The sequence below is a fragment of the Plantactinospora sp. CNZ321 genome (assembly GCF_004217235.1).
In genome coordinates this window covers 2,020,981-2,040,753 of sequence record NZ_SHKQ01000001.1, presented here as the reverse complement: position 1 = coordinate 2,040,753, position 19,773 = coordinate 2,020,981, and the positions used below count along the sequence as shown (strand labels likewise).

At 73.0% G+C, this 19,773-nt stretch carries 16 protein-coding genes and 1 pseudogene; 4 read left to right on the top strand and 13 right to left on the bottom strand.

All coding sequences use genetic code 11. From position 1 onward, the window contains the following. Positions 1 to 5 precede the first annotated feature (5 nt). The 6 genes from topA to EV371_RS09035 all read right to left on the bottom strand — a co-directional run bounded on the left by topA (position 6) and on the right by EV371_RS09035 (position 8,196). Positions 6 to 2,885 carry a type I DNA topoisomerase gene (gene topA / locus EV371_RS09065; RefSeq protein WP_130461653.1) on the bottom strand — a complete coding sequence of 960 codons (2,880 nt, stop codon included), beginning with the start codon at positions 2,883 to 2,885 and terminating at the stop codon, positions 6 to 8. A 360-nt stretch (positions 2,886 to 3,245) separates the two neighbouring features. Beyond that, positions 3,246 to 3,947 carry a hypothetical protein gene (locus EV371_RS09060; RefSeq protein ID WP_207230724.1) on the bottom strand — a complete coding sequence of 234 codons (702 nt, stop codon included), beginning with the start codon at positions 3,945 to 3,947 and terminating at the stop codon, positions 3,246 to 3,248. After that, positions 3,944 to 4,486 (bottom strand): hypothetical protein, encoded by a 543-nt coding sequence (locus tag EV371_RS09050; RefSeq protein WP_130461651.1) that lies wholly within the window; start codon positions 4,484 to 4,486, stop codon positions 3,944 to 3,946. The genes EV371_RS09060 and EV371_RS09050 overlap by 4 nt, the downstream gene beginning before the upstream one ends. 164 nt (positions 4,487 to 4,650) lie before the next feature. Further along, positions 4,651 to 7,035, bottom strand: a complete 2,385-nt coding sequence (locus EV371_RS09045) for a sodium-translocating pyrophosphatase (protein ID WP_130461650.1) — start codon at positions 7,033 to 7,035, stop codon at positions 4,651 to 4,653. Between the two features lie 329 nt (positions 7,036 to 7,364). After that, positions 7,365 to 7,802 carry an ATP-binding protein gene (locus tag EV371_RS09040; protein WP_130465766.1) on the bottom strand — a complete coding sequence of 146 codons (438 nt, stop codon included), beginning with the start codon at positions 7,800 to 7,802 and terminating at the stop codon, positions 7,365 to 7,367. 37 nt (positions 7,803 to 7,839) lie between these two features. Then, positions 7,840 to 8,196, bottom strand: coding sequence for an anti-sigma factor antagonist (locus tag EV371_RS09035; RefSeq protein ID WP_130461649.1), 357 nt, complete (start codon positions 8,194 to 8,196; stop codon positions 7,840 to 7,842). Between the two features lie 214 nt (positions 8,197 to 8,410). On the opposite strand from EV371_RS09035, the gene EV371_RS09030 reads away from it, so the two are divergent. The 3 genes from EV371_RS09030 to EV371_RS34225 all read left to right on the top strand — a co-directional run bounded on the left by EV371_RS09030 (position 8,411) and on the right by EV371_RS34225 (position 12,938). Beyond that, positions 8,411 to 10,825: a DEAD/DEAH box helicase gene (locus EV371_RS09030; RefSeq protein WP_486484924.1), complete on the top strand. Its 2,415-nt coding sequence runs from the start codon at positions 8,411 to 8,413 to the stop codon at positions 10,823 to 10,825. Between the two features lie 93 nt (positions 10,826 to 10,918). Next, a complete protein-coding gene (locus EV371_RS09025) occupies positions 10,919 to 11,128 on the top strand; it encodes a hypothetical protein (RefSeq protein WP_107262234.1) in 210 nt (69 codons plus the stop codon). Between the two features lie 409 nt (positions 11,129 to 11,537). Continuing rightward, the gene (locus EV371_RS34225; protein WP_486484546.1) at positions 11,538 to 12,938 is read left to right on the top strand and encodes a hypothetical protein; all 1,401 of its coding nucleotides are present in this window, start codon (positions 11,538 to 11,540) and stop codon (positions 12,936 to 12,938) included. Between the two features lie 183 nt (positions 12,939 to 13,121). Here the strand turns inward: EV371_RS34225 and EV371_RS34220 are convergent. The 7 genes and pseudogenes from EV371_RS34220 to ssd form a co-directional block, all read right to left on the bottom strand. Further along, positions 13,122 to 13,583: pseudogene (locus tag EV371_RS34220) on the bottom strand (Rv3654c family TadE-like protein); the annotation flags it as partial. A 71-nt stretch (positions 13,584 to 13,654) separates the two neighbouring features. Next, on the bottom strand, positions 13,655 to 14,023 hold the full coding sequence (locus EV371_RS09015; RefSeq protein ID WP_130461648.1) for a TadE family type IV pilus minor pilin: 369 nt from the start codon (positions 14,021 to 14,023) through the stop codon (positions 13,655 to 13,657). Continuing rightward, positions 14,020 to 14,190 (bottom strand): DUF4244 domain-containing protein, encoded by a 171-nt coding sequence (locus EV371_RS09010; RefSeq protein ID WP_101368449.1) that lies wholly within the window; start codon positions 14,188 to 14,190, stop codon positions 14,020 to 14,022. Before EV371_RS09010 ends, EV371_RS09015 begins: the two co-directional genes overlap by 4 nt. Before the next feature lie 25 nt (positions 14,191 to 14,215). Continuing rightward, complete coding sequence (locus tag EV371_RS09005) at positions 14,216 to 14,995, bottom strand: type II secretion system F family protein (RefSeq protein ID WP_486484923.1); 780 nt, start codon at positions 14,993 to 14,995, stop codon at positions 14,216 to 14,218. Between the two features lie 14 nt (positions 14,996 to 15,009). Further along, entirely contained in the window at positions 15,010 to 15,894 is an 885-nt protein-coding gene (locus EV371_RS09000) for a type II secretion system F family protein (protein ID WP_349339476.1), read from the bottom strand. Next, entirely contained in the window at positions 15,891 to 17,120 is a 1,230-nt protein-coding gene (locus EV371_RS08995) for a TadA family conjugal transfer-associated ATPase (RefSeq protein ID WP_130461647.1), read from the bottom strand. Before EV371_RS08995 ends, EV371_RS09000 begins: the two co-directional genes overlap by 4 nt. A gap of 100 nt (positions 17,121 to 17,220) precedes the next feature. Beyond that, entirely contained in the window at positions 17,221 to 18,285 is a 1,065-nt protein-coding gene (gene ssd / locus EV371_RS08990; protein WP_207230722.1) for a septum site-determining protein Ssd, read from the bottom strand. 371 nt (positions 18,286 to 18,656) lie between these two features. On the opposite strand from ssd, the gene EV371_RS08985 reads away from it, so the two are divergent. Beyond that, the gene (locus EV371_RS08985) at positions 18,657 to 19,709 is read left to right on the top strand and encodes an alpha/beta hydrolase (RefSeq protein ID WP_130461646.1); all 1,053 of its coding nucleotides are present in this window, start codon (positions 18,657 to 18,659) and stop codon (positions 19,707 to 19,709) included. Positions 19,710 to 19,773 lie beyond the last annotated feature (64 nt).

Sequence of the window (19,773 nt, the reverse complement as noted above, 5' to 3'; positions counted from 1 at the left end):
CCGGGTCAGTCGGTGGACTCGGCGGTGGCGGCCGCGCGCGGGGCGGCCTTCTTCGCGGGAGCCTTCTTCGCCGTGGTCGCCTTCTTCGTGGTCGCCTTCTTCGCCGCGGTCTTCTTCGCCGCCGCCTTCTTGGCCGGCGTCTCGGCGGTGCCGGTGGCCTTGGCGCTCGCCTTCTTCGCGGTCGTCTTCTTGGCGGCCGTCTTCTTCGCCGCCCGCTTGCGCGGTGTCGGGCCCTTGGCGCGCTTCTCGGCCAGCATCTCCGACGCCTCCTCCAGGGTCAGCGCCTCCGGAGTCTGGCCGCGCCGCAGCGACGCGTTGGTTTCGCCGTCGGTGACGTACGGCCCGAACCGGCCGTCCTTGATCACCAACGGCTTCTCGGTCAGCGGATCGGTGCCCATCTCCCGCAGCGGCGGGGCCGCCGCCCGGCGCTGCCGGGTCTTCGGCGCCGCCAGCAGGGCCAGCGCCTGGTCCAGGGTGACCGTGAAGAGCTGCTCCTCCGACTCCAGCGACCGGTACTCGTCACCGCGCTTCACGTACGGGCCGTAGCGGCCGTTCGCGGCCAAGACCTCGGCACCGTCCTGCGCCACCCCGACCACCCGGGGCAGGGTGAGCAGTTGCAGCGCCTCCGTCATCGTCAGCGACTCCGGCGACTGGGAGCGCAGCAGCGACGACTTGCGCTCACCGCTGGAGACGTACGGACCGAACCGGCCGGACTTGAGCACGATCGGCTCGCCGGTCTCCGGGTGCTCACCGAGCTTGCGCTCCCCGCCGCCGCCGAGGAACAGCTCGTGCACCTTCTCCGGGGTCAGCTCGTCCGGCGCGACCCCCTCCGGGATCGGTGCCCGGTCGCCGTTCGCCGCCGCGTCCTCGGGCGGGCCGCCGTCGCCGGTGTCCCGGGCCGCCGGCTCCGCGCCGGGCAGGCTCCGTTGCAGGTACGGGCCGTACCGGCCGACCCGGACCACGACGTCGCGCCCCTCGTCGTCCCGGAAGAGCGGGATCGAGTTGACGCTGCGCGCGTCGATCTCGCTCAGGTTCTCGGTGACCATCTTCTTCAGCCCGCCGGACCGGGCCACCGACTTGTCCCCGCCCATCTCGCTGCCGAAGTAGAACGAGGTCAGGAAGTCCACCGCCGCATGGTCACCGCCGGCGATCTCGTCCAGCTCGTTCTCCATCGCGGCGGTGAAGTTGTAGTCGACGAGCCGGGGGTAGTGCCGCTCCAGCAGGCCGACCACGGCGAAGGCCAGGAAGGACGGGATCAGCGCCTGCCCGCGCTTGAAGACGTACCCCCGGTCCTGGATGGTGGCCATGATCGAGGCGTACGTCGAGGGCCGGCCGATGCCCAGCTCCTCCAGCGACTTGACCAGCGACGCTTCGGTGTAGCGGGACGGCGGCTGGGTGTGGTGCCCGGTCGCGGCCAGTTCCTCGGCGGTCAGCGGCTGGTCCTTCACCAGGTTCGGCAGCCGCCGCTCGGCATCCTCGGCCTCGGCGTTCTCGTCGTCGGACGACTCCACGTACGCCCGCAGGAAACCCGGCTCGGTGATGGTCTTGCCGGTCGCCCCGAAGTCGGCCTCCTCGCCCGCGCTGGAGACCGCCCGGATCCGCACCGAGACGCTGGAGCCGACCGCGTCGGTCATCTGGGAGGCGATGGTCCGCCGCCAGATCAGCTCGTAGAGCCGGAACTCCTCGGCGGAGAGCTCGTTGGCCAGCTCACCCGGGGTGCGGAAGTGGTCCCCGGCGGGGCGGATCGCCTCGTGCGCCTCCTGGGCGTTCTTCACCTTGCCGGTGTAGCGGCGGGGCTCCGGCGGCACGTTCCGCTCGCCGTACAGCTCGGCGATCTGCCGGCGGGCGGCCGCGATGGCCGTCTCCGACAGGTTCACCGAGTCGGTACGCATGTAGGTGATGTAGCCGTTCTCGTAGAGCCGCTGGGCGGTGCGCATCGTCTGCTGGGAGGAGAAGCGCAGCTTCCGGGCCGCCTCCTGCTGCAACGTGGAGGTGATGAACGGCGCGTACGGGCGGCGCCGGTAGGGCTTCTCGTCGACCCGGGTCACGGTGAAGGGCCGCCCGTCGAGGCGGGCGGCCAGGCCACGGGCCCCCGCCTCGTCGAGATGCATCACCGCGGCGCCCGGCTTCACCTGGCCGGTGGTCGGCTCGAAGTCCTTGCCGGTGGCGATCCGGTCGCCGTTGTACGCGACCAGGGTGGCGGAGAAGCTGCGTGGCCCGTCGGCGGCGCCGCGTACGGCGAGAGTGGCCAGGATGTCCCAGTACTCGGCGCTGCGGAACGCCATCCGCTGCCGCTCGCGTTCGACCACGATCCGGGTGGCGACCGACTGGACCCGGCCGGCGGAGAGTCCGGAGCGGACCTTCCGCCACAGCACCGGGGAGACCTCGTAGCCGTAGAGCCGGTCCAGGATCCGGCGGGCCTCCTGGGCGTCGACCAGGTCGCGGTCGATCTCGCGCGGGTTCGCCACCGCGGCCTGGATGGCCTGCCGGGTGATCTCGTGGAAGACCATCCGCTTGACCGGCACCTTGGGCTTGAGCGTCTCGACCAGGTGCCAGGCGATGGCCTCGCCCTCGCGGTCCTCGTCGGTGGCGAGGAAGACCTCGTCCACCTCCTTGGCCAGCCGGCTCAGCTTGGTGATCTGCTGCCTGCGGTCGGGCGACACGACGTAGAGGGCGGCGAACCCGTTGTCGACGTCCACGCCGAGCCGGGCCCACGACTCGCCCTTGTACTTGGCGGGCACGTCGTCGGCGTTGCGCGGCAGGTCACGGACGTGACCCAGGCTGGCCTCGACGACGTATCCCGGGCCGAGATAGCCCGAGATCGTCTTGGCCTTCGCCGGTGACTCGACGATGACCAGACGGGTGCTCCTGGCGTTGCTCGGCACGTCTCTCCTGACCTCAATCACGATCTTCCCCCTGCGGACCGCCCTGTCCGCGCCCGCCGCCGGGGCCGGATCGGCCGCCCGATGGCCAGACGTCCAACGTAACGCGCTCCCCGTCCCGGGGGTTGCGCGGCCCGAGAAGAGCACCGCTACGCTGCGGTGACACCGGGTGCGACCGCCGGGACGGGCGGTCATGCCGGACGGCGACACCGTACACCCATGGGCGATCTGTGCGGGACCAACCGGACGGATCATGCCCCACTCAGCGAGCCGCCAATCGGATTATCCGAACAAATCTGACTTCCGGCTGTCCGGGATGCGACACCGGTCGATCGGTCCGGCGGGTTCCCCCATCGAGGGTACTCACCATGTTGCGCCCGGCCACTGGCCCGGCGGCGCGGTCGGTGGGCGGTCACCCACCAACTCCGCCAGCCGGGCCAACCGACGTCGCCCGGTGATCCGGTACGCCGGACCGCCCGCCCCGGGGTCGAGCAGTACCGCCGGCAGGCCGATCGCGGCCAGCGCCGCACCGACCGGCTCCCGGCACGCCTCGTCGGCGGCGCCGAGTCGCAGCACGAAACCGAGCGGCTCGGGGGTGCCCGCCGCCGCCACCCAGAGCCGCAGCCGGGGACCGGTCAGGAAGAAGTTGCCGGGTGGCCGCTTCACCGTGCCGCGCAGCCAACCGGCGGCCAGCGGAGCGAGCAGGGTGCTGTAGGAGGTCTGCACCCGGTGCTGCTCCGCCACCCGCCCCAGCCAACTGGCGGTCAGCCCCCGGCGGGCCAGCTCGGCGACGAGGACGTGCACCCGCCAGGCGGCGTCCACCACCAGGGCGATCCGGGCCGTACCACCCATCCGGACCAGCTCACCCGGCCCGGCCAGCAGCCCGGCGAGGTCACCGACGGACGGCTCGGTGGCCTCCACCCCGAACAGCGAGAGCTGTCGCACCGGCGGGCCAGGCGTTTCCGCGGGTGGGCCAGGCGGTTCCGGCGGCGGGTCGGGCGGCTCGGATGGCGTGCCGGCCGGGTCGGGCGACTCGGCCGGTACGGGCGGGACAGGGGGCCTCAGCGACACTCCGGAACCTCGTCGAAGGCCCGTCTCAACTCCACCGAGTCCAGTTCGCTGGTGTCGAGCGAGCTGGCGTCGTACTCCTCGTTGAGGGTGTCGACGGCGGCCTTGACGCCGTCGTAGAACTCGCTGGCCTGTCCGGTGCCGAGTGCCTCGATCGCCGCGCCGGCCCGGCCGTAGGCATCCCGGACGGCGGTCAGCGACGCGACGAAGCCGCGGGAGACCGCCTCACCCTTCTCGGTGTCCGGTACGCCGGCCGCCTCCACCTTCTGCCGGGCGGTCTCGCTGGCCCGTTCGGCACCTCTGAGCAGCCGGACCAGGTTCTCCTTGGCCTGCGCCGGACTGGTCTGCGCGGTCATCTGCTGTTGGGTGCTCCGGGTCAGCGTCCCGATCTCGGCCCGCCACGGGGCCAGTGCCGCGCAGACCGCGGCGGCCCAGGCCTGTGGGGTGGGTCCCCCGGCGCAGCCCCCGAGGAGGAGGGCGATCGCGCACAGGGCCGCCACGAACCTACCGGCGGATGCCGTGCGGGGGGTACGCATGCGTTGCAGCGTACGGGTTGGAGCCGGCTTCGCGAGGGGGTGGTTTCGCCGGGTCACCGCCAACCCACCTGACCATCCGAGCCGACCGGGGTGGTCGCCGGTCCGGAAAAGCCGGACCCGGGCCGTCGCGTGCGCGACGGACCCGGGTCCGGATCTGCTCCGCCTCAGGCGGTGACCGTCTGCGGCCGCTGATCCGAGCTGCCGCTGCCGGCGCCGTCGTCGTCCGGGTCGGAGTCCGACATCGCCACCGGCTTGCGCTTGCTGAACAGCACGGCCGCGACGATGATCAGCGCCGCGACGACCGCGACGGCGATCCGCAGCGCGGTGTTCTTGTCCTCGCCGACGCTCCAGGCCACCACGGCCGGGGCGATCAGCAGGGAGACCAGGTTCATCACCTTGATCAGCGGGTTGATCGCCGGCCCGGCGGTGTCCTTGAACGGGTCACCGACCGTGTCACCGATCACCGTGGCCGCGTGCGCGTCCGAGCCCTTGCCGCCGAACGCGCCGTCCTCGACCAGCTTCTTGGCGTTGTCCCAGGCGCCGCCCGAGTTGGCCAGGAAGACCGCCATCAGGGTGCCGGCCCCGATCGCACCGGCCAGGTACGCGGCCAGCGCACCCGGGCCGAGTCCGAAGCCGACCGCGATCGGCGCCAGGATGGCGAGCAGCCCCGGGGTCATCAGCTCGCGCTGCGCGTCCCGGGTGCAGATGTCGACCACCTTGCCGTACTCCGGCCGCTGGCTGTAATCCATGATCCCGGGCAGCTCGCGGAACTGCCGGCGTACCTCCATCACCACGGCGCCGGCCGAGCGGGAGACCGCGTTGATGGCCAGACCGGAGAAGAGGAAGACCACCGCGGCGCCGATGATCAGACCCACCAGGTTGCGCGGGTTCGCGACGTTGAGCAGCCCGTCGATCGACAGGTCGGAGCCGGCGTCCCGCAGTGACGTGCCGAGCGTGTCGGTGTACGACCCGAACAGCGCGGTGGCGGCGAGTACCGCCGTGGCGATCGCGATGCCCTTGGTGATCGCCTTGGTGGTGTTGCCGACCGCGTCCAGCTCGGTGAGGGTGCGCGCGCCCTGCTCGTCGATGTCGCCGGACATCTCGGCGATGCCCTGCGCGTTGTCGGAGATCGGCCCGAAGGTGTCCATCGCGACGATCACGCCGACCGTGGTGAGCAGACCGGTACCGGCCAGTGCCACCGCGAAGAGCGAGAGCGTGAGCGAGCCGCCACCCAGCAGGAACGCGCCGAAGACGCCGGCCGCGATGAGCAGCGCGGAGTAGACCGCCGACTCCAGGCCGACGCTGATCCCGGCCAGCACCACGGTGGCCGGACCGGTCAGCGACGACTTGCCGATGTCCTGCACCGGCCGCCGGTTGGTCTCGGTGAAGTAGCCGGTCAGCGCCTGGATGGCGGCGGCCAGCACGATGCCGATCACCACGGCGCCGATGGCGAGGATCCGCGGGTCGATCGGGTCGGCCGCGCCCTCGGCGAGGCCGAGCCTGGTCCGCCAGTCGTCACCTACCAGTTCGGCCCAGGTGGCCGGCAGGTAGACGAAGGACATCACCGCGACCAGGATCGCCGAGACCACCGCGGAGGCGTAGAACGCCCGGTTGATCGCGGTGAGCCCGGAGCGGTCGCCGGCCCGCAGCCGGGTGATGAAGACCCCGAGAATGGCGATCAGCACGCCGATGGTGGAGACGATCAGCGGGAAGACCAGCCCCTGCTCGCCGAAGGCGGCCCGACCGAGGATCAGCGCGGCGACCAGGGTCACGGCGTACGACTCGAACAGGTCGGCCGCCATTCCGGCGCAGTCACCGACGTTGTCACCGACGTTGTCGGCGATGGTCGCCGCGTTGCGCGGGTCGTCCTCCGGGATGCCCTGCTCGACCTTGCCGACCAGGTCGGCACCGACGTCTGCGGCCTTGGTGAAGATGCCGCCGCCGACCCGCATGAACATGGCGAGCAGCGCGGCACCGAAACCGAAGCCCTCCAGTACGGTCGGCGCGTCGCCCTGGTAGATCAGGACAACCGCCGCCGCGCCGACCAGGCCGAGGCCGACGGTGAGGAAGCCGACGACGCCACCGGTTCGGAACGCGATCTGCATCGCCGTTTCCCGGCCGCCCTGGTGCTCGCGGGCGGCGGCCGCGACCCGCAGGTTGGCCCGGGTGGCCAGGGCCATGCCGGCGCCACCGATGAACGCGCTGAACAGGGCACCGACCACGAAGAAGCCCGAGCGGCCGATCTTCACCAGCGTCTCGTTGCCCTCGGTGTCGTGCACCGGCAGCAGGAAGAGCAGGATCACGGCGACCACGACGAAGATCGCGAGGGTGCGGAACTGCCGGAGCAGGTAGGCCGAGGCCCCCTCCTGCACGGCGCCCGCGATCTCCTGCATCTTCTCGGTGCCCTTGCCGTTCGACAGCACGGCCTTGGTCAGCGCACCGGCAAAGCCGAGCGCCACCAGGGCGATAACTGCCGCGACGACGACGTACGAGAGATTCTCACCGCCGAGGGACAGCACGCCACCGTCGGCGGCCATATCTACGGACATCTATGTCCTCCTGTACCGAACACTCGCGTCGGGCCGGCGGACGAACCGGCCAGACGTCTCCACGCGTGGAGCGACAATTCGCAAGGGTTCCGCCGGCCCGTGACAACCCACGACCGACGATGCTCCCCCACCCACGGGAGCGGGACCAGCACACTTGCGGATAACCCCGGGTACTCTAGCGGTCCGTGGTGTTGGAGGTCACACAGAGGACCTGCCTGGTCGCGATGATCTTCGTCGTTGTGTTGCCCACGGGGTTCTGGTAATGCTCGGTGCTGGCCGCCGCCGGGGAAGCCGTCGGGACGGTGACCGGAGGCCGACCAGCGACCGGACTACCGCCCGAGCGGCCAGACCATCCGGACCTCGGTGCCGACGCCCTCGTCCACCGGACGCACCTGGAGATCCTCGACAAAGCCCGCGAGCAGGGCAAACCCGACACCGACCGTCAGGGCCTCGTCGGTCAGCGACTCGTCGGCCAGCTCGTCCGGAGGCAGCGCGGCCAATCCCAACCCGGCCTCGATCGGCGCCCGGTCGATCACCCGGACCGTGTACGCCGGACCGTCCGACATCTCGACCTGCACCAGCTCGCCCAGCCCGTACTGGCGGTGCAGGGCGACGGCGCGGGCGCAGGCCTCACCGATCGCCAGCCGTACCTCGTCGAGCAGTTCCTCGGGCACGCCGGCCCGGCGGGCCACCGCGACCCCGACCAACCGGGCGGTGCGGACGTGGACCGGGGCCGGGGTGAAGGAGAGCCTGACCCTCGACATCACGAGTCGACCGTCGAGATCGGGCATCGGCGCGTCGACATCAGGCATCGGCACCGGAGGAGTCGGCCGGCGTGGCGGCGTCCAGCGTCGGATAGATCGGGAACACCTGGTCCAGGGCGGTGATCCGGAAAATCTTGAGCAGCGGCTCCTTGTCGCAGATCAGCCCGAACGTCCCGCCGACGGGACGCAGCCGCTTGAGCGCCCCCACCAGCACGCCGAGGCCGGTCGAGTCGAGGAAGTCCACCCGACCCAGGTCGACGACGATCGCCCGGGCCCCGCCGTCGATCAGCTCGACCAGTCGTTCGCGCAGCCGCGGGGCGGTGTAGACGTCGACCTCGCCGCCGACCTCCAACACCGTGTACTCACCGATGGTGCGGGTCGTCAGCGACAGATCCATCAGTCCTCCTCTGACCGGCCAGGAACGCTCCTGGGCATCTAACCATCGAGGGGCGGCCCACGCAGCGAGGGCGGACCGACCCCACCCGGCCTTCCGACGCACGTACGAGAGTGCGAGAGTGCAGGGCGTGACGTATCCCGCAACAGTATCGGCCGGTACCGGGGGCGGGGACTCCCGCCCGGCCGGTCGTTTCGGCGCGGGTGAGCTGCTGGCCGTGCTGCGCGCCCGCACACCGGGCGGCGGGGCCGGCAACCCGGTCACCCACGTCGAGCGGATACCGGCCCGCCCGGGTACCGCGGTCGACTGGCCGGAGTGGGTGCCGGCGGAACTGCGCGCCGCCCTCGCCGGGCAGGGCGTGGTCGCGCCGTGGCGGCACCAGGCCGAGGCCGCCGGGCACGCGCACGCCGGCCGGCACGTGGTGGTCGCCACCGGCACCGCGTCGGGAAAGTCGCTCGCGTACCAGCTTCCGGCGCTGGCCACCCTGCTCACCGACCCCCGGGCCACCGTGCTCTACCTGGCGCCGACCAAGGCGCTCGCCGCCGACCAGCTCCGGGCCGTCGCCGCGCTCGACCTGGATGGGGTACGCCCGGCGTGTTACGACGGCGACACCCCGCGCGGCGAGCGGGACTGGATCCGGGCGCACTCCCGGTTCGTGCTGACCAACCCGGACATGCTGCACCACGGCATCCTCCCCGGACACGCGAGGTGGTCCACCTTCCTGCGCCGGCTGGCGTTCGTGGTGGTCGACGAGTGCCACACCTACCGGGGCGTCTTCGGCTCGCACGTGGCGCACGTCCTGCGCCGGCTGCGACGACAGGCCGCGCGCTATCCGGGTACCTCCGGATCGGTGCCGGGGCAGCGGGGCGGGACCGGTGGTCCCCGGCCGGCGCCGGACGGACCGGTCTTCGTGCTGGCCTCGGCGACCTCCGGCGACCCGGCCGCGGCGGCCGAGCGGCTGACCGGGCTGCCGGTCACCGCCGTCACCGAGGACACCGCGCCGCGCGGCGGGTTGACCTTCGCGCTCTGGGAGCCGCCGCCGCTGCCGCCGTCCTCGCCGTCGGACGTCCCGGACCCGGCCGACCGCGCCGGGGCGGCTGCGCCGGGCGGCGGGTTCGACGCCGCCCCGGTACGCCGCTCCGCGCTGCGGGAGACCGCCGACCTGCTCAGCGACACGGTCGCGGCCGGGGTGCGGACGCTGGCCTTCGTCCGGTCCCGGCGCGGGGCCGAGGTGATCGCCACCACCGCCCGGCGCAGGCTGGACGAGGCGGTGCCCGGGCTCGGGGCCCGGGTCGCCGCCTACCGCTCCGGCTACCTGCGCGAGGAGCGCCGCTCGCTGGAGCAGGCGCTGCTCGGCGGCGAGCTGCTCGGACTCGCCTCGACCAGTGCGCTGGAGCTCGGCGTCGATCTGGTCGGCCTGGACGCGGTGCTGATCTGCGGCTACCCCGGCACCCGGGCCTCGCTCTGGCAGCAGGCCGGCCGGGCCGGGCGCTCCGGCGGGGAGGCGCTGGCGGTACTGGTGGCCCGGGACGACCCGCTGGACACCTATCTGGTGCACCATCCGCAGGCGCTGTTCGGCCGGCCGGTCGAGGCGACCGTGCTCGACCCGGCCAACCCGTACGTGCTCGGGCCGCAGCTGGCCTGCGCGGCGGCCGAGTCCCCGCTGACCCCGGCCGACCTGGAACTCTTCGGCGCCGGGGCGAAGGAGGCGGTCGAGGCGCTGGTCGCCGCCGGCGCGCTGCGGCACCGCCCGACCGGCTGGTACTGGCGGCACGCCGGACGGCCGGAGGTGGACCTGCGCGGCACCGGCGGCACCCCGGTGGACGTGGTCGAGTCGTCGACCGGCCGGCTGCTCGGCACCGTCGACCCGGCATCGGCACACTTCCAGGTCCACCCCGGCGCGGTCTACCTGCACCAGGGCGTGTCGTACGTGGTCGACGCCCTCGATCTCGACGACGGGTGCGCACTGGTGCACGCCGAGGAGCCGGACTGGTCCACCCACCCCCGGGACGTCACGTCGCTCTCCGTCGCCTCGGTCCGCTCCTATCTGGACGCCGGGCCGGTCGGGATGTTCCTGGGCGAGGTCGACGTGACCAGCCAGGTGGTGTCGTACCAGCGCCGCCGGCTCGCCTCCGGTGAGGTGCTCGCCACCCTGCCGCTGGACCTGCCCGCCCGGGAGCTGCGTACGGTCGCGGTCTGGTTCACGGTTTCGCCCGAGTCGCTCGCGGTGGCCGGGGTGGAGGCGGCCGAGGTGCCGGGGGCGCTGCACGCGGCAGAGCACGCCGCGATCGGGCTGCTGCCGCTGGTCGCCACCTGCGACCGCTGGGACATCGGCGGGCTCTCCACCGCCAACCACCCGGACACCGAGGCGCCGACGGTCTTCGTCTACGACGGGCACCCGGGCGGCGCGGGCTTCGCCGAGCGGGCGTACCGGGCGGCGTCGGAGTGGCTGACCGCGACCCGGGACGCGATCGCCGAGTGCGGCTGCGAGACCGGCTGCCCCTCCTGCGTGCAGTCCCCGAAGTGCGGCAACGGCAACAACCCGCTGGCCAAGTCGGAGGCGGTCCGGGTCCTCGACGTGGTGTTGTCCAACCTGGCCAGGCTGGCTACGGCCGAGCCCGACGCGACCTGATCGCGGATAGTCGGTATTCGCATGCATGGATCTATGTGGATCCGGTTAAGTTACGCTGGGAGCGCTTCCACGGATCCGCCTGAGGAGGACGTCGTGGCCGACACCATCGCCGAGACCGTCGAACTGCTGTACACCATCGACCAGGCACATCTGACCGTCGACCAGCAGATCGCGCTCTCACAGGCGTACGCGGCACTGGCCCAGGCAGAACGCCTGGACCAGATCCACCAGATGCTGCACAGCATCCATCAGGTGCTGAACAGTTGGGTGGTGCGCCGGGCCACCGAGGGCAGCATCCGCTGAGCCATCCCGCCGCACCATCCGCGTGCCGGGCCCGCCGCTGGTGCCCGCCCCCGCCGCTTGTGCCCGGCCCGCCACCCCGGTAAATGTCCCAGGAGTGCCGGCCGATCACATTCGGGCGAAGCCGCGCCCCTCGTGATTACATTGACGACCATGGATCACTGCACATAGGGTTGAGTCCCATCACACTCAGTGAACCTTTTTCAACCTCCCCCTGCGGTCCGTCGGAGCGCAAGGTCGGACGCGGTGTGTGAGCGCCGCGCGGTTCAGGCTGAAAAAGGTTCAGTTATCACGGCCGATCTCGTCGGCCGGTCTACGCCCGGTGTTGCTCCGTCTTGCTCCGCATTCACCGGCCTGCGTCGCCTCGGCTGTGAGGCCGGCCGGTCCCCGTTCCGAAGGGCAGGTCGCCGCCGTGTCCGTCCTCGTCAGCACCGTTGCCGGTCGCCGCCGGCCCGGCCGCCGGCCGTTCGCGCCGTTCGCCGCCGGCCTGGCACTGGTCACCACCGCCGCCCTGGTGGCCGTCCTGTCCTCGCCTGTCGCCGGCCTGGCCACCGACGATGCCGGCGTGGCCACCGATGATGCCGGTGTGGTCACGACTGCGGTCGGCGGCGGAGATCTGGCCGTGGCCGACCACACCACCCGGCCGGGCCGGACGGACACCGGAACGACGGCAGTGGCCCCCTTGTTCGAGGACGACTTCGAGGATGGCGACGCCGCCGGCTGGTCGACGCTCGGCGGGCGGTGGTCGGTCGGCGGCGACGACACCACGCTGGCGTTCCGGCAGCGTTCCGGCAGCGCCGCCGCTGGCGCCCGGGTCGGTGATCCCGGCTGGACCGACTACACCGTCAGCGTGCAGGTGAGGCCGACCACGCTGGGCAGCGCCCGCTCCTCGATCGGGCTGCTCGCCCGGGTCCAGTCCACCAGCAGCCACTACTACCTGAACCTGCGCGGGAACAGCCAGCTCGAACTGGGCAAACTCGTCGCCGGTCGGGGCACCGTGCTCGCCTCCGCACCGGTGACCGCGGCGATCGGCGGCTGGCAGGCGCTGCGGCTCGCCCTCCGGGGTGACCGGCTGGTCGGACAGCTCGGGTCCGCCTCGGTCACCGCCGCCGACGGCGAGTTCGCCCAGGGCCGGATCGGGCTGACCACCAGCTACGCCACCGGCTGGTTCGACGACGTCCTGGTGGAGCCGTCGGCGCCGGACATCCAGCCGCCGAGCGCACCCGGTCAGCCGCAGGTGCTGTCGGTCGTACCCGGCGCGGTCACCATCACCTGGCCGGCGTCGACGGACAACGTCGGTGTGGCGCAGTACTACGTCTACCAGGGCGACCAGTTCTACTCGCAGTACCTGGCCCGGATCGTCCCGGACAACGCCCCGCTGACCCTTCAGCTCTCGCCGACCGCGGCGCGGACCCACTTCTCGGTCACCGCCCGGGACGCGGCCGGCAACATGTCGGGGTTCTCCGCCCGCGCGTCCGTCCCGCAGCCGCCGTCCTTCCCGCGCAGTGGTGACAACACCGTCCCGCCCAGCCCGCCGGGCGCTCCCGTGGTCACCGCTGTCACCTCGGACGGATACCTGGTCAGCTGGGAACCGGCGACGGACGACATCGAAGTGATCGAATACCACGTCTACCACGTGTTCGCCATAGACGAGATCAGGGTCGAGGCGAAGGTCAGCACCAACACCGCCGTGATCACGCCGCGGGGCGGCTACGAGACGATCTACGTCCTCGCGTACGACGCGTCGTGGAACTCCAGCCGCAGCCCCACCGTGCAACTCCTGCCACCGCCCACTCCACCGGCCACCCGGTAGGGCGGTGCCGGAGGGATTCTCCACCAGCGGCAGCCGAGTCGATCGAGGTGATCGAGCACGTGCGGCGCCCGGGCCCGGTTGCTCGCCGAGATACCCGCCGGGCTGGCCTGCCTCGCCACGCACCGGGCCGGCCCGGGCTGTCGCTCGGGCAACCCTGGTCATCCCCGGCAGCGGCTCGACCGTCACCTCGGCGGTGAGCTGGAGATCGAATCCGTCGAACGTGCAGCCGATGATCCGGGCGCTGTTGGCGGCGGCGATGACCGCCGCCCGCGAACAGGCCCGCTCTGGTCCGTCCAGCGCGTGGGCGGCACCGGCGAGGGCTCCCAGGTCCGCCGCGACCCGGGCCTGATGCCGAGCCACCCGGGCGGCGGCGATCGCCGCCGCACCGAGGCTGAACACCACCAGTACCAGGCCCGCGACGAGCAGCCACACGGTGGCGCTGCCCCGCTCGGATCCGCCGTCGCGCGGGGGCGAGGTCCCGCCGGCCTTACCCGCCGGGGGGCGGTGCTGCGGTGTCTCGTCGCACGCCCGGGTCGCGTCGCAGAGCCGGGTCTCGTCGCAGAGCCGGGTCGCGTCGCAGGTCCAGGTCTCGTCGCAGAGCCGGGTCTCGTCGCAGAGCCGGGTCGCGGTGCGGTCGGGCGTCATGCGGTCGAGGGCCGTGCGGTCGAGCGCGATGCAGTCAGGTGTCATGCGATCGAGGGCCATGCGATCGGGCGTCATGTCGACGGCTCCGGTGCACCCGGTTCGACCGCTGCCACCGCAACCGCGCTCACCGTCAACCGGGGCAACCGCGCCCCGAGCGACCGCACCGGTGCCCGTACGGTGGCCACCACCCGGTCACCGTCCACCGAGACCGACACCACCGCGCCCGGCGGTGCGGCGCGGGCACCGGCCGGTACTCCCGGGGCACCGCGGGAGGCAGCCAGGGCCGCCTCCCGCGCCGCGTCCACGCACTGTCCCTTCGTGATCACCGCATTTACGGCGGCGAGCCCGGCGAGCAGCAGAAGCAGCAGCGCCGGCAGGCCGGCCGCCAACTCGGCGGTGAACGAGCCCCGGTCGCGGTCGCCCGGCCGGCACCGGATCACGACAGAGCCCGGTCGATCACGCTCGCCAGCGCGGCCTGCACTCGACCGGAGGTGAGTACCTTCAGCAGGATTCCGGCGAAGGCGACGGCGGCGAGGGTGCCGACGGCGTACTCGGCGGTGTTCATCCCGGCGTCGCCGCGGAGCCGGGCGATCAACTTGCGCAGCATTGATTCAGTTCCCTTCTCGAATCGGTCACAGCACGTCGCCGAGCACGGCGACGATCACCGGCACGAGGCCGGCGAGAATGAAGGCGGGCAGGAAACACAGGCCGAGCGGCAACACGATCAACACGCCGGCCCGCCGGGCCGCCGCCTCGGCATCGGTCACCCGGTCGGCCCGCAGGTCGTCGGCGAGTCGGGTCAACGCCCCGGCCAGCGCGGCCCCGCTCGCCGAGGAGCGGACCGCCGCCGACGTCAGCCGTTCCGCGCCCGGCACCGGCCCGAGACACGACCACGCCTCGTCGGACGTGCCGCCGAACCGGAGGGTCCGGCCGACCTCGGTGAGGCGCTCGCCCAGCGGACCGCCGAGTGCCTCCGCGACCGCACAGACCGCCCGGTCGACCGGTGCGCCGGCCCGCAGTGCCGCCGCGAGCAGGTCGGCGGCGAGCGGAAGATCGGCCGACTCGCGCAGCCGACGCCGTCGTACGGCCGCTGGTTCGAGCCGGCGGAGCAACCGGTCGAGACCGACCGCCGCCGTCACCCCGACCAGGACGCCGAGCACACCGCCGAGCAGCACGCCGGCCGCCAGTCCGGCCAACCCGGCAGCCAGCCGGACGAAATCGATCCGGCCCGACCAGCCGGGCCGGCCCCGGTCCGACCTCGGCAGACCCCGCCCCGCTGCTCGGGTGGCTCGGGTGGACAGTCCGACGGCGGCGGGGCCGAGTGCGGCAAGCCGTCGTCGGGACGACCGGCGGGCGGGCACCCGGACCAGCGCCAGCAAGAGGGCGAGACCGGTCAGAACTCCCGGCACCAGGATCCGCACCGCCGTCAGCGCCCCGAGGTCACGACGGACCCGGCCCGGTCGGTGTGGCCGGCACCGCTGAGCCGACTCGCCCAGGCCAGGCCGGCAAGTTGCAGAACGATGGCGCCGACCGCGCAGGCCGCGCCGATCGGGGTGTGCAACAGAATCGCCATCGGGTCGACCCCGATGCCGTAGCCCAGGGCGATGCCGCCGGCCGGCAAACCCGCCAGCAACCAGGCGGTGGCACGCGCGCCGGCCGCCTGTGCTTCGGCGGCGGCCAGCCCTCGGTCCATCGCCCGCGCGTCGGCCTCGATCCGCTCCAACAGGTCGGCCAGGGGTGCGCCGGTCTGCTCGGCGAGGCGTACCGCCGCTCGGGCGAGACCGGCCAGCCGGTCCGACCCGTCGGCCGCTGGCATGACGCCCGACGGCGTGGCGGTCGACGGCATGACAGCCGAGGGCATGACCTGCCACGGCATGGCGGTCGACGGTGGCAGCCCGGCTCGCAGGTCGGCGGCGAGTCCGCAGAGCGCGTCGAGTTGGCGACGGTGCGCCCGCTCGGCCGACCGGCCGACCCGGCGGCGCAACAGGGCACGTATCGCGATTCCGGTGTAGGCGGCGACAGCGAGCGCCGCGACCGGACCACCGGCGAAGGCGCCCCCGACGCCACCCAGCACGGCACCGACGAGCACGGCCCGCCATGGCGGTACCGAGGCCAGTAGCCGGTCCAGGGCAATCGACCAGGAGACCGGCAATCCCGCCGGCCCGTCACCCGGGTCGGCCCGCCCAGCGGTCCGTATGGCGTGCCGTCGTCCGATCACCGCCCGGCGCCGCGCCCGAGCAGTGCCGGCCGGCCAGCCGACCAGGATCGCCGCGCCGATCAGACAGGCGGCGGCCAGCCACCAGGTGGTCACGGCGTACCCCGGGTGATCTCCCGTCGGCCTGCCGACGGCTGCGGCCAGGACCGGGACCCGTCGTCCAGCAGCGGCGGCACCGGCACTCCCCGCTCGGCGAGCAGCGCGGCCAGGGCTGGAGCGGCCGGACCGGGACCCCGCTCCCTTCGCCAGGCCGGTACGACCGTGACCAGGCGCTCCGGGCCTGCCGGCAACAGCAGGCAGACCGCCTCCAGCACTCGCCCGGTCGAAGCGCGGCGGACCTGGAGCAGTACCTGGAGCGCGGCGGCCACCTGGGCGTGCAGGGCCGACCGGGGCAGCCCGCCGAGCAGCCCCAGTGCCTCCAGTCGGGCCGGCACGTCGGCCGGTGCGTTGGCATGCAGCGTGCCCGCCCCGCCGTCGTGCCCGGTGTTCAGCGCGGAGAGCAGGTCCACCACCTCGGCGCCCCGGCACTCGCCGACCACCAGCCGGTCGGGGCGCATCCGCAGCGCCTGGCGCACCAGGTCGCTCAGCCCGACCGAACCGGCACCCTCCACGTTGGAGGTTCGGGCCTGCAGGCCGACCACGTGCGGATGCACCGGTCGCAGCTCCGCCGCGTCCTCGACCAGCACGATCCGTTCGGTCGGTGGCACCAAACCGAGCAGCGTGTTCAGCAGGGTCGTCTTGCCCGACCCGGTCCCGCCGACCACCAGGTAGGCGAGCCGGGCGGCGACCACCGCCGCGAGCAGCGTGGCGGCGGCGTGCGGCAGGGCACCGTGGCGTACCAGGTCGTCGAGGGTGAACGGACGTTGGCGGAAGGTACGCAACGACAGGTACGGCCCGCTGGTCGCCACCGGCGGCAGTACGGCGTGCAGCCGGGTGCCATCCGGCAGCCGCGCGTCGACGTACGGGCTGCCCTCGTCCAGCCGTCGACCGCAGGCTGCGGCGAGCCGCTGGGCGAGCCGGCGTACCTCGTCGGGGCCACCGAGCGGTACCGACACCGGGGACAGCCCACTGCCCCGGTCGACCCAGACCTCGGTGCCGTTCACCAGCACGTCGGTGACCCGGTCGTCGGCGAGCAGTGGCGTCAGTGGGCCGGCACCGACCAGGTCGTGATGAACCCGGGTGGCCATTCGCAGCACGGTGGTGTCGCCGAGGACGGCGGCGCCGGGCTCGGCACGTACCGCCGCCACGACGGCGGCCGGAGTCACCGTCGTCCCCTCGGTGGCGAACCGGCGCCGGACCCGGGCGGCGAGATCATGACTCATGGCCACACCGCCCCGGTGCGAGCGACCCGAGCCCCGGACCCGTGAGGACGGACGACGACCAACCGTGTCGTGGATGCCCGGGTGGTCTGGCTCGGGGCCTTCATCGCGCCTCGGCCGGAACGCCGGCCGCACCGGTGAGGTCGGTGATGATGCGCTGGCAGAGCGCCGCCAGCGGGCCTCGCCCGGCAGCGGCCGGTGCCTCGCCGCGTTCCAGGTTGCGGCAGAGTCCCGGCTCCGGTCGCAGCGTCCCGACCAGTGGCAGGTCCAGCGCCCGGGCGACCTCGCGGGCCTTGAGCCGGCCCGGGGCCGGGCCGCGCACGATGATCGAGAGATTGGCGCAGTGCAGACCGGCGGCCGCGACCACCCGGGCCGCCGCCGCGGTGGCCCGCAACTCGGCAGGGACGAGTACGAACGCCTGATCGGCCGACTGGAGTGCGGTCACCGCCGCATCATCGAGCTGCCGGGGCAGGTCGACGACGACGATGTCCCGGCCCCGGCGACCGGCGTCCATGGTGGCCGCCATCGCCTCCACCGGCAACGCCAGCAGGTCGCCGCGATCCCAGGAGAGCATCACCAGGTCGCCCCGGCTGGGCAGCGCCCGGACCAGTGCGGGCGCGTCGACCCGACCGTCCGCTTCGGTGAGCGCGGGCCAGCGCAGGCCCTCCAACTGCTCCCAGCCGAGCACCAGGTCGAGACCGCCGCCGAGCGGGTCGGCGTCGACCAGCAGCGTACGCAGACCACACCGGGCCGCTGTGATGGCGAGCCCACCGGCCAGTACGCTCGCGCCAGCCCCACCGCGCCCACCGATCACGGCGACGATCCGGGCCGGGCCACCGACCGCAGCCCGGCCGGTGACGCACTCGCCGAACCGGTCGACCAGCCAGGGCTCGGCCGCCGGCAGCACGGCGACGTGCTCGGCGCCGAGCAACTCGGCCACCTGCCAGCCGCCGTCCCCCTCCCCGGACCGGCCGACCAGGACCACCCGGGGTCGGCGGGGCATCCTCGCCCGCAGGCAGGCCTGCGCCTGGTCGGTGCCGACCACGACCATCGGCGCGGCGGCCCACCGGGACCGGGCCGCCGCCGGATCGGCGGCCACCTCGACCTCGCCGCCAGCGGCGGCCGCGAGCCGCAGCAACTCGTCGAGTAGCTCGTTGTCCGAGGTCACGACCAGGGGCAGACGCGGTCCGGGGCGGACCTGGGTACGCGGTGGCATCATGTCCTCCAGAGGTGGGATCCCGACTCATACGGGCGGTCCGGTTACCGCCACACCCTGGCGTCCCGAACCGACGCCCGGGGCGCCGGAAATCCGCGCTGTGGATAACCGGGCCGGTTGTGGATAACGCCGTTGGCGGTCAATGGATCTGGTATGTCCGATCCGCGGCGGACGGTCGCGGAGCAGGGCGGACGCCGTCGAGCCGGCCCAGGCTCTCCGGGTGCAGCCCGTCGACCCGCCATATTCGGGACCGGCGGGGGTACCCGGACCGGGCGGCTCGCCATCGTGCGACGCCGCCGGGAAAATCGGGGGAGGAAGCCGTCATGGCGCAGTCCGTGAGCATGACCTCGGTGGTGCTGGAACCGGCCGCGGCAGAGGTGGTCCGGATGACGGCGAATCCGCCGTTTCCGTTCCAGCTCGCCCCGGAGCAGGGGCGGGCGAAGCTGATCGAGATGCAGTCGGGCGGCGTTCCCCGCCCAGAGGTGGACATCGAGGACATCATGGTGCCCGGCGGCCCCACCGGGCAGGTACCGGTCCGGATCGTCAAGCCCCGGGGTGCCGGTCGATTCGGCGGCGCGGGCGGAGGGCTGGGCGCCAGTCTCCGCTCCGCCCTCCAGGAGATGATGCGACCGCGCGGGGTCGGCGGCCTGCTGCCGGCGGTGCTCTACATCCACGGCGCGGGCTGGGTCTACGGCGACTCCCTCACCCACGACCGGCTGATCCGCGAACTTGCGGTGCAGTCCAACTCGGCGATCGTCTTCCCGGAGTACAGCCGGTCGCCGGAGGCGCGGTATCCGGCCGCGATCGAGGAGTGCTACGCGGTCGCGCAGTGGCTGGCCAGCCAGGGCGACGACTACGGTCTGGACCCCAGCCGGATCGCCATCGCCGGCGACTCGGTCGGCGGCAACCTGGCAACGGTGGTGACGATGCTCGCCACGAAACGCGACGGGCCCTGTTTCGCCCGACAGGTGCTGCTGTATCCGGTGACCGACGCCGATTTCGACACCGCGTCCTACCAGGAGTTCGGCACCGGCTGCTACCTGTCGCGGCAGCAGATGATGTGGTTCTGGGACCAGTACCTGCCGGACCGCGCCGAGCGGTCCGATCCGATGGCGTCCCCGCTGCGGGCCAGCCCGGAGCAGCTCCGAGGCATGCCGCCAACCCTGATCACCACCAACGAGGCGGACGTACTGCGCGACGAGGCCGAGGCGTACGCGACGAAGCTGCGCCAGGCGGGCGTGCCGGTGACCCAGGTGCGCTATCAGGGCAGCATCCACGACGTGGCGATGCTGGACTCACTGGCCAGCACCCAGGCCGCACAGGCGGTCACCGCACAGGCCGCGGCGACCCTGGCCCGCGCGCTGCATCACGAGTAGTGCCGGCAGGAGGAGACTGATGCTGAGCCTTCAATCAACGGGTACGGGCGCTCGTCGAGCCGTG

Bases quoted from the DNA above. Each gene is read 5' to 3' on its own strand.
- EV371_RS08995 (WP_130461647.1), bottom strand. From the start codon at position 17,120: ATGAGTCATGATCTCGCCGCCCGGGTCCGGCGCCGGTTCGCCACCGAG.
- EV371_RS09045 (WP_130461650.1), bottom strand. From the start codon at position 7,035: ATGTCCGTAGATATGGCCGCCGACGGTGGCGTGCTGTCCCTCGGCGGT.
- EV371_RS09035 (WP_130461649.1), bottom strand. From the start codon at position 8,196: ATGGATCTGTCGCTGACGACCCGCACCATCGGTGAGTACACGGTGTTG.
- EV371_RS09010 (WP_101368449.1), bottom strand. From the start codon at position 14,190: ATGCTGCGCAAGTTGATCGCCCGGCTCCGCGGCGACGCCGGGATGAAC.
- EV371_RS08985 (WP_130461646.1), top strand. From the start codon at position 18,657: ATGGCGCAGTCCGTGAGCATGACCTCGGTGGTGCTGGAACCGGCCGCG.
- EV371_RS09050 (WP_130461651.1), bottom strand. From the start codon at position 4,486: ATGCGTACCCCCCGCACGGCATCCGCCGGTAGGTTCGTGGCGGCCCTG.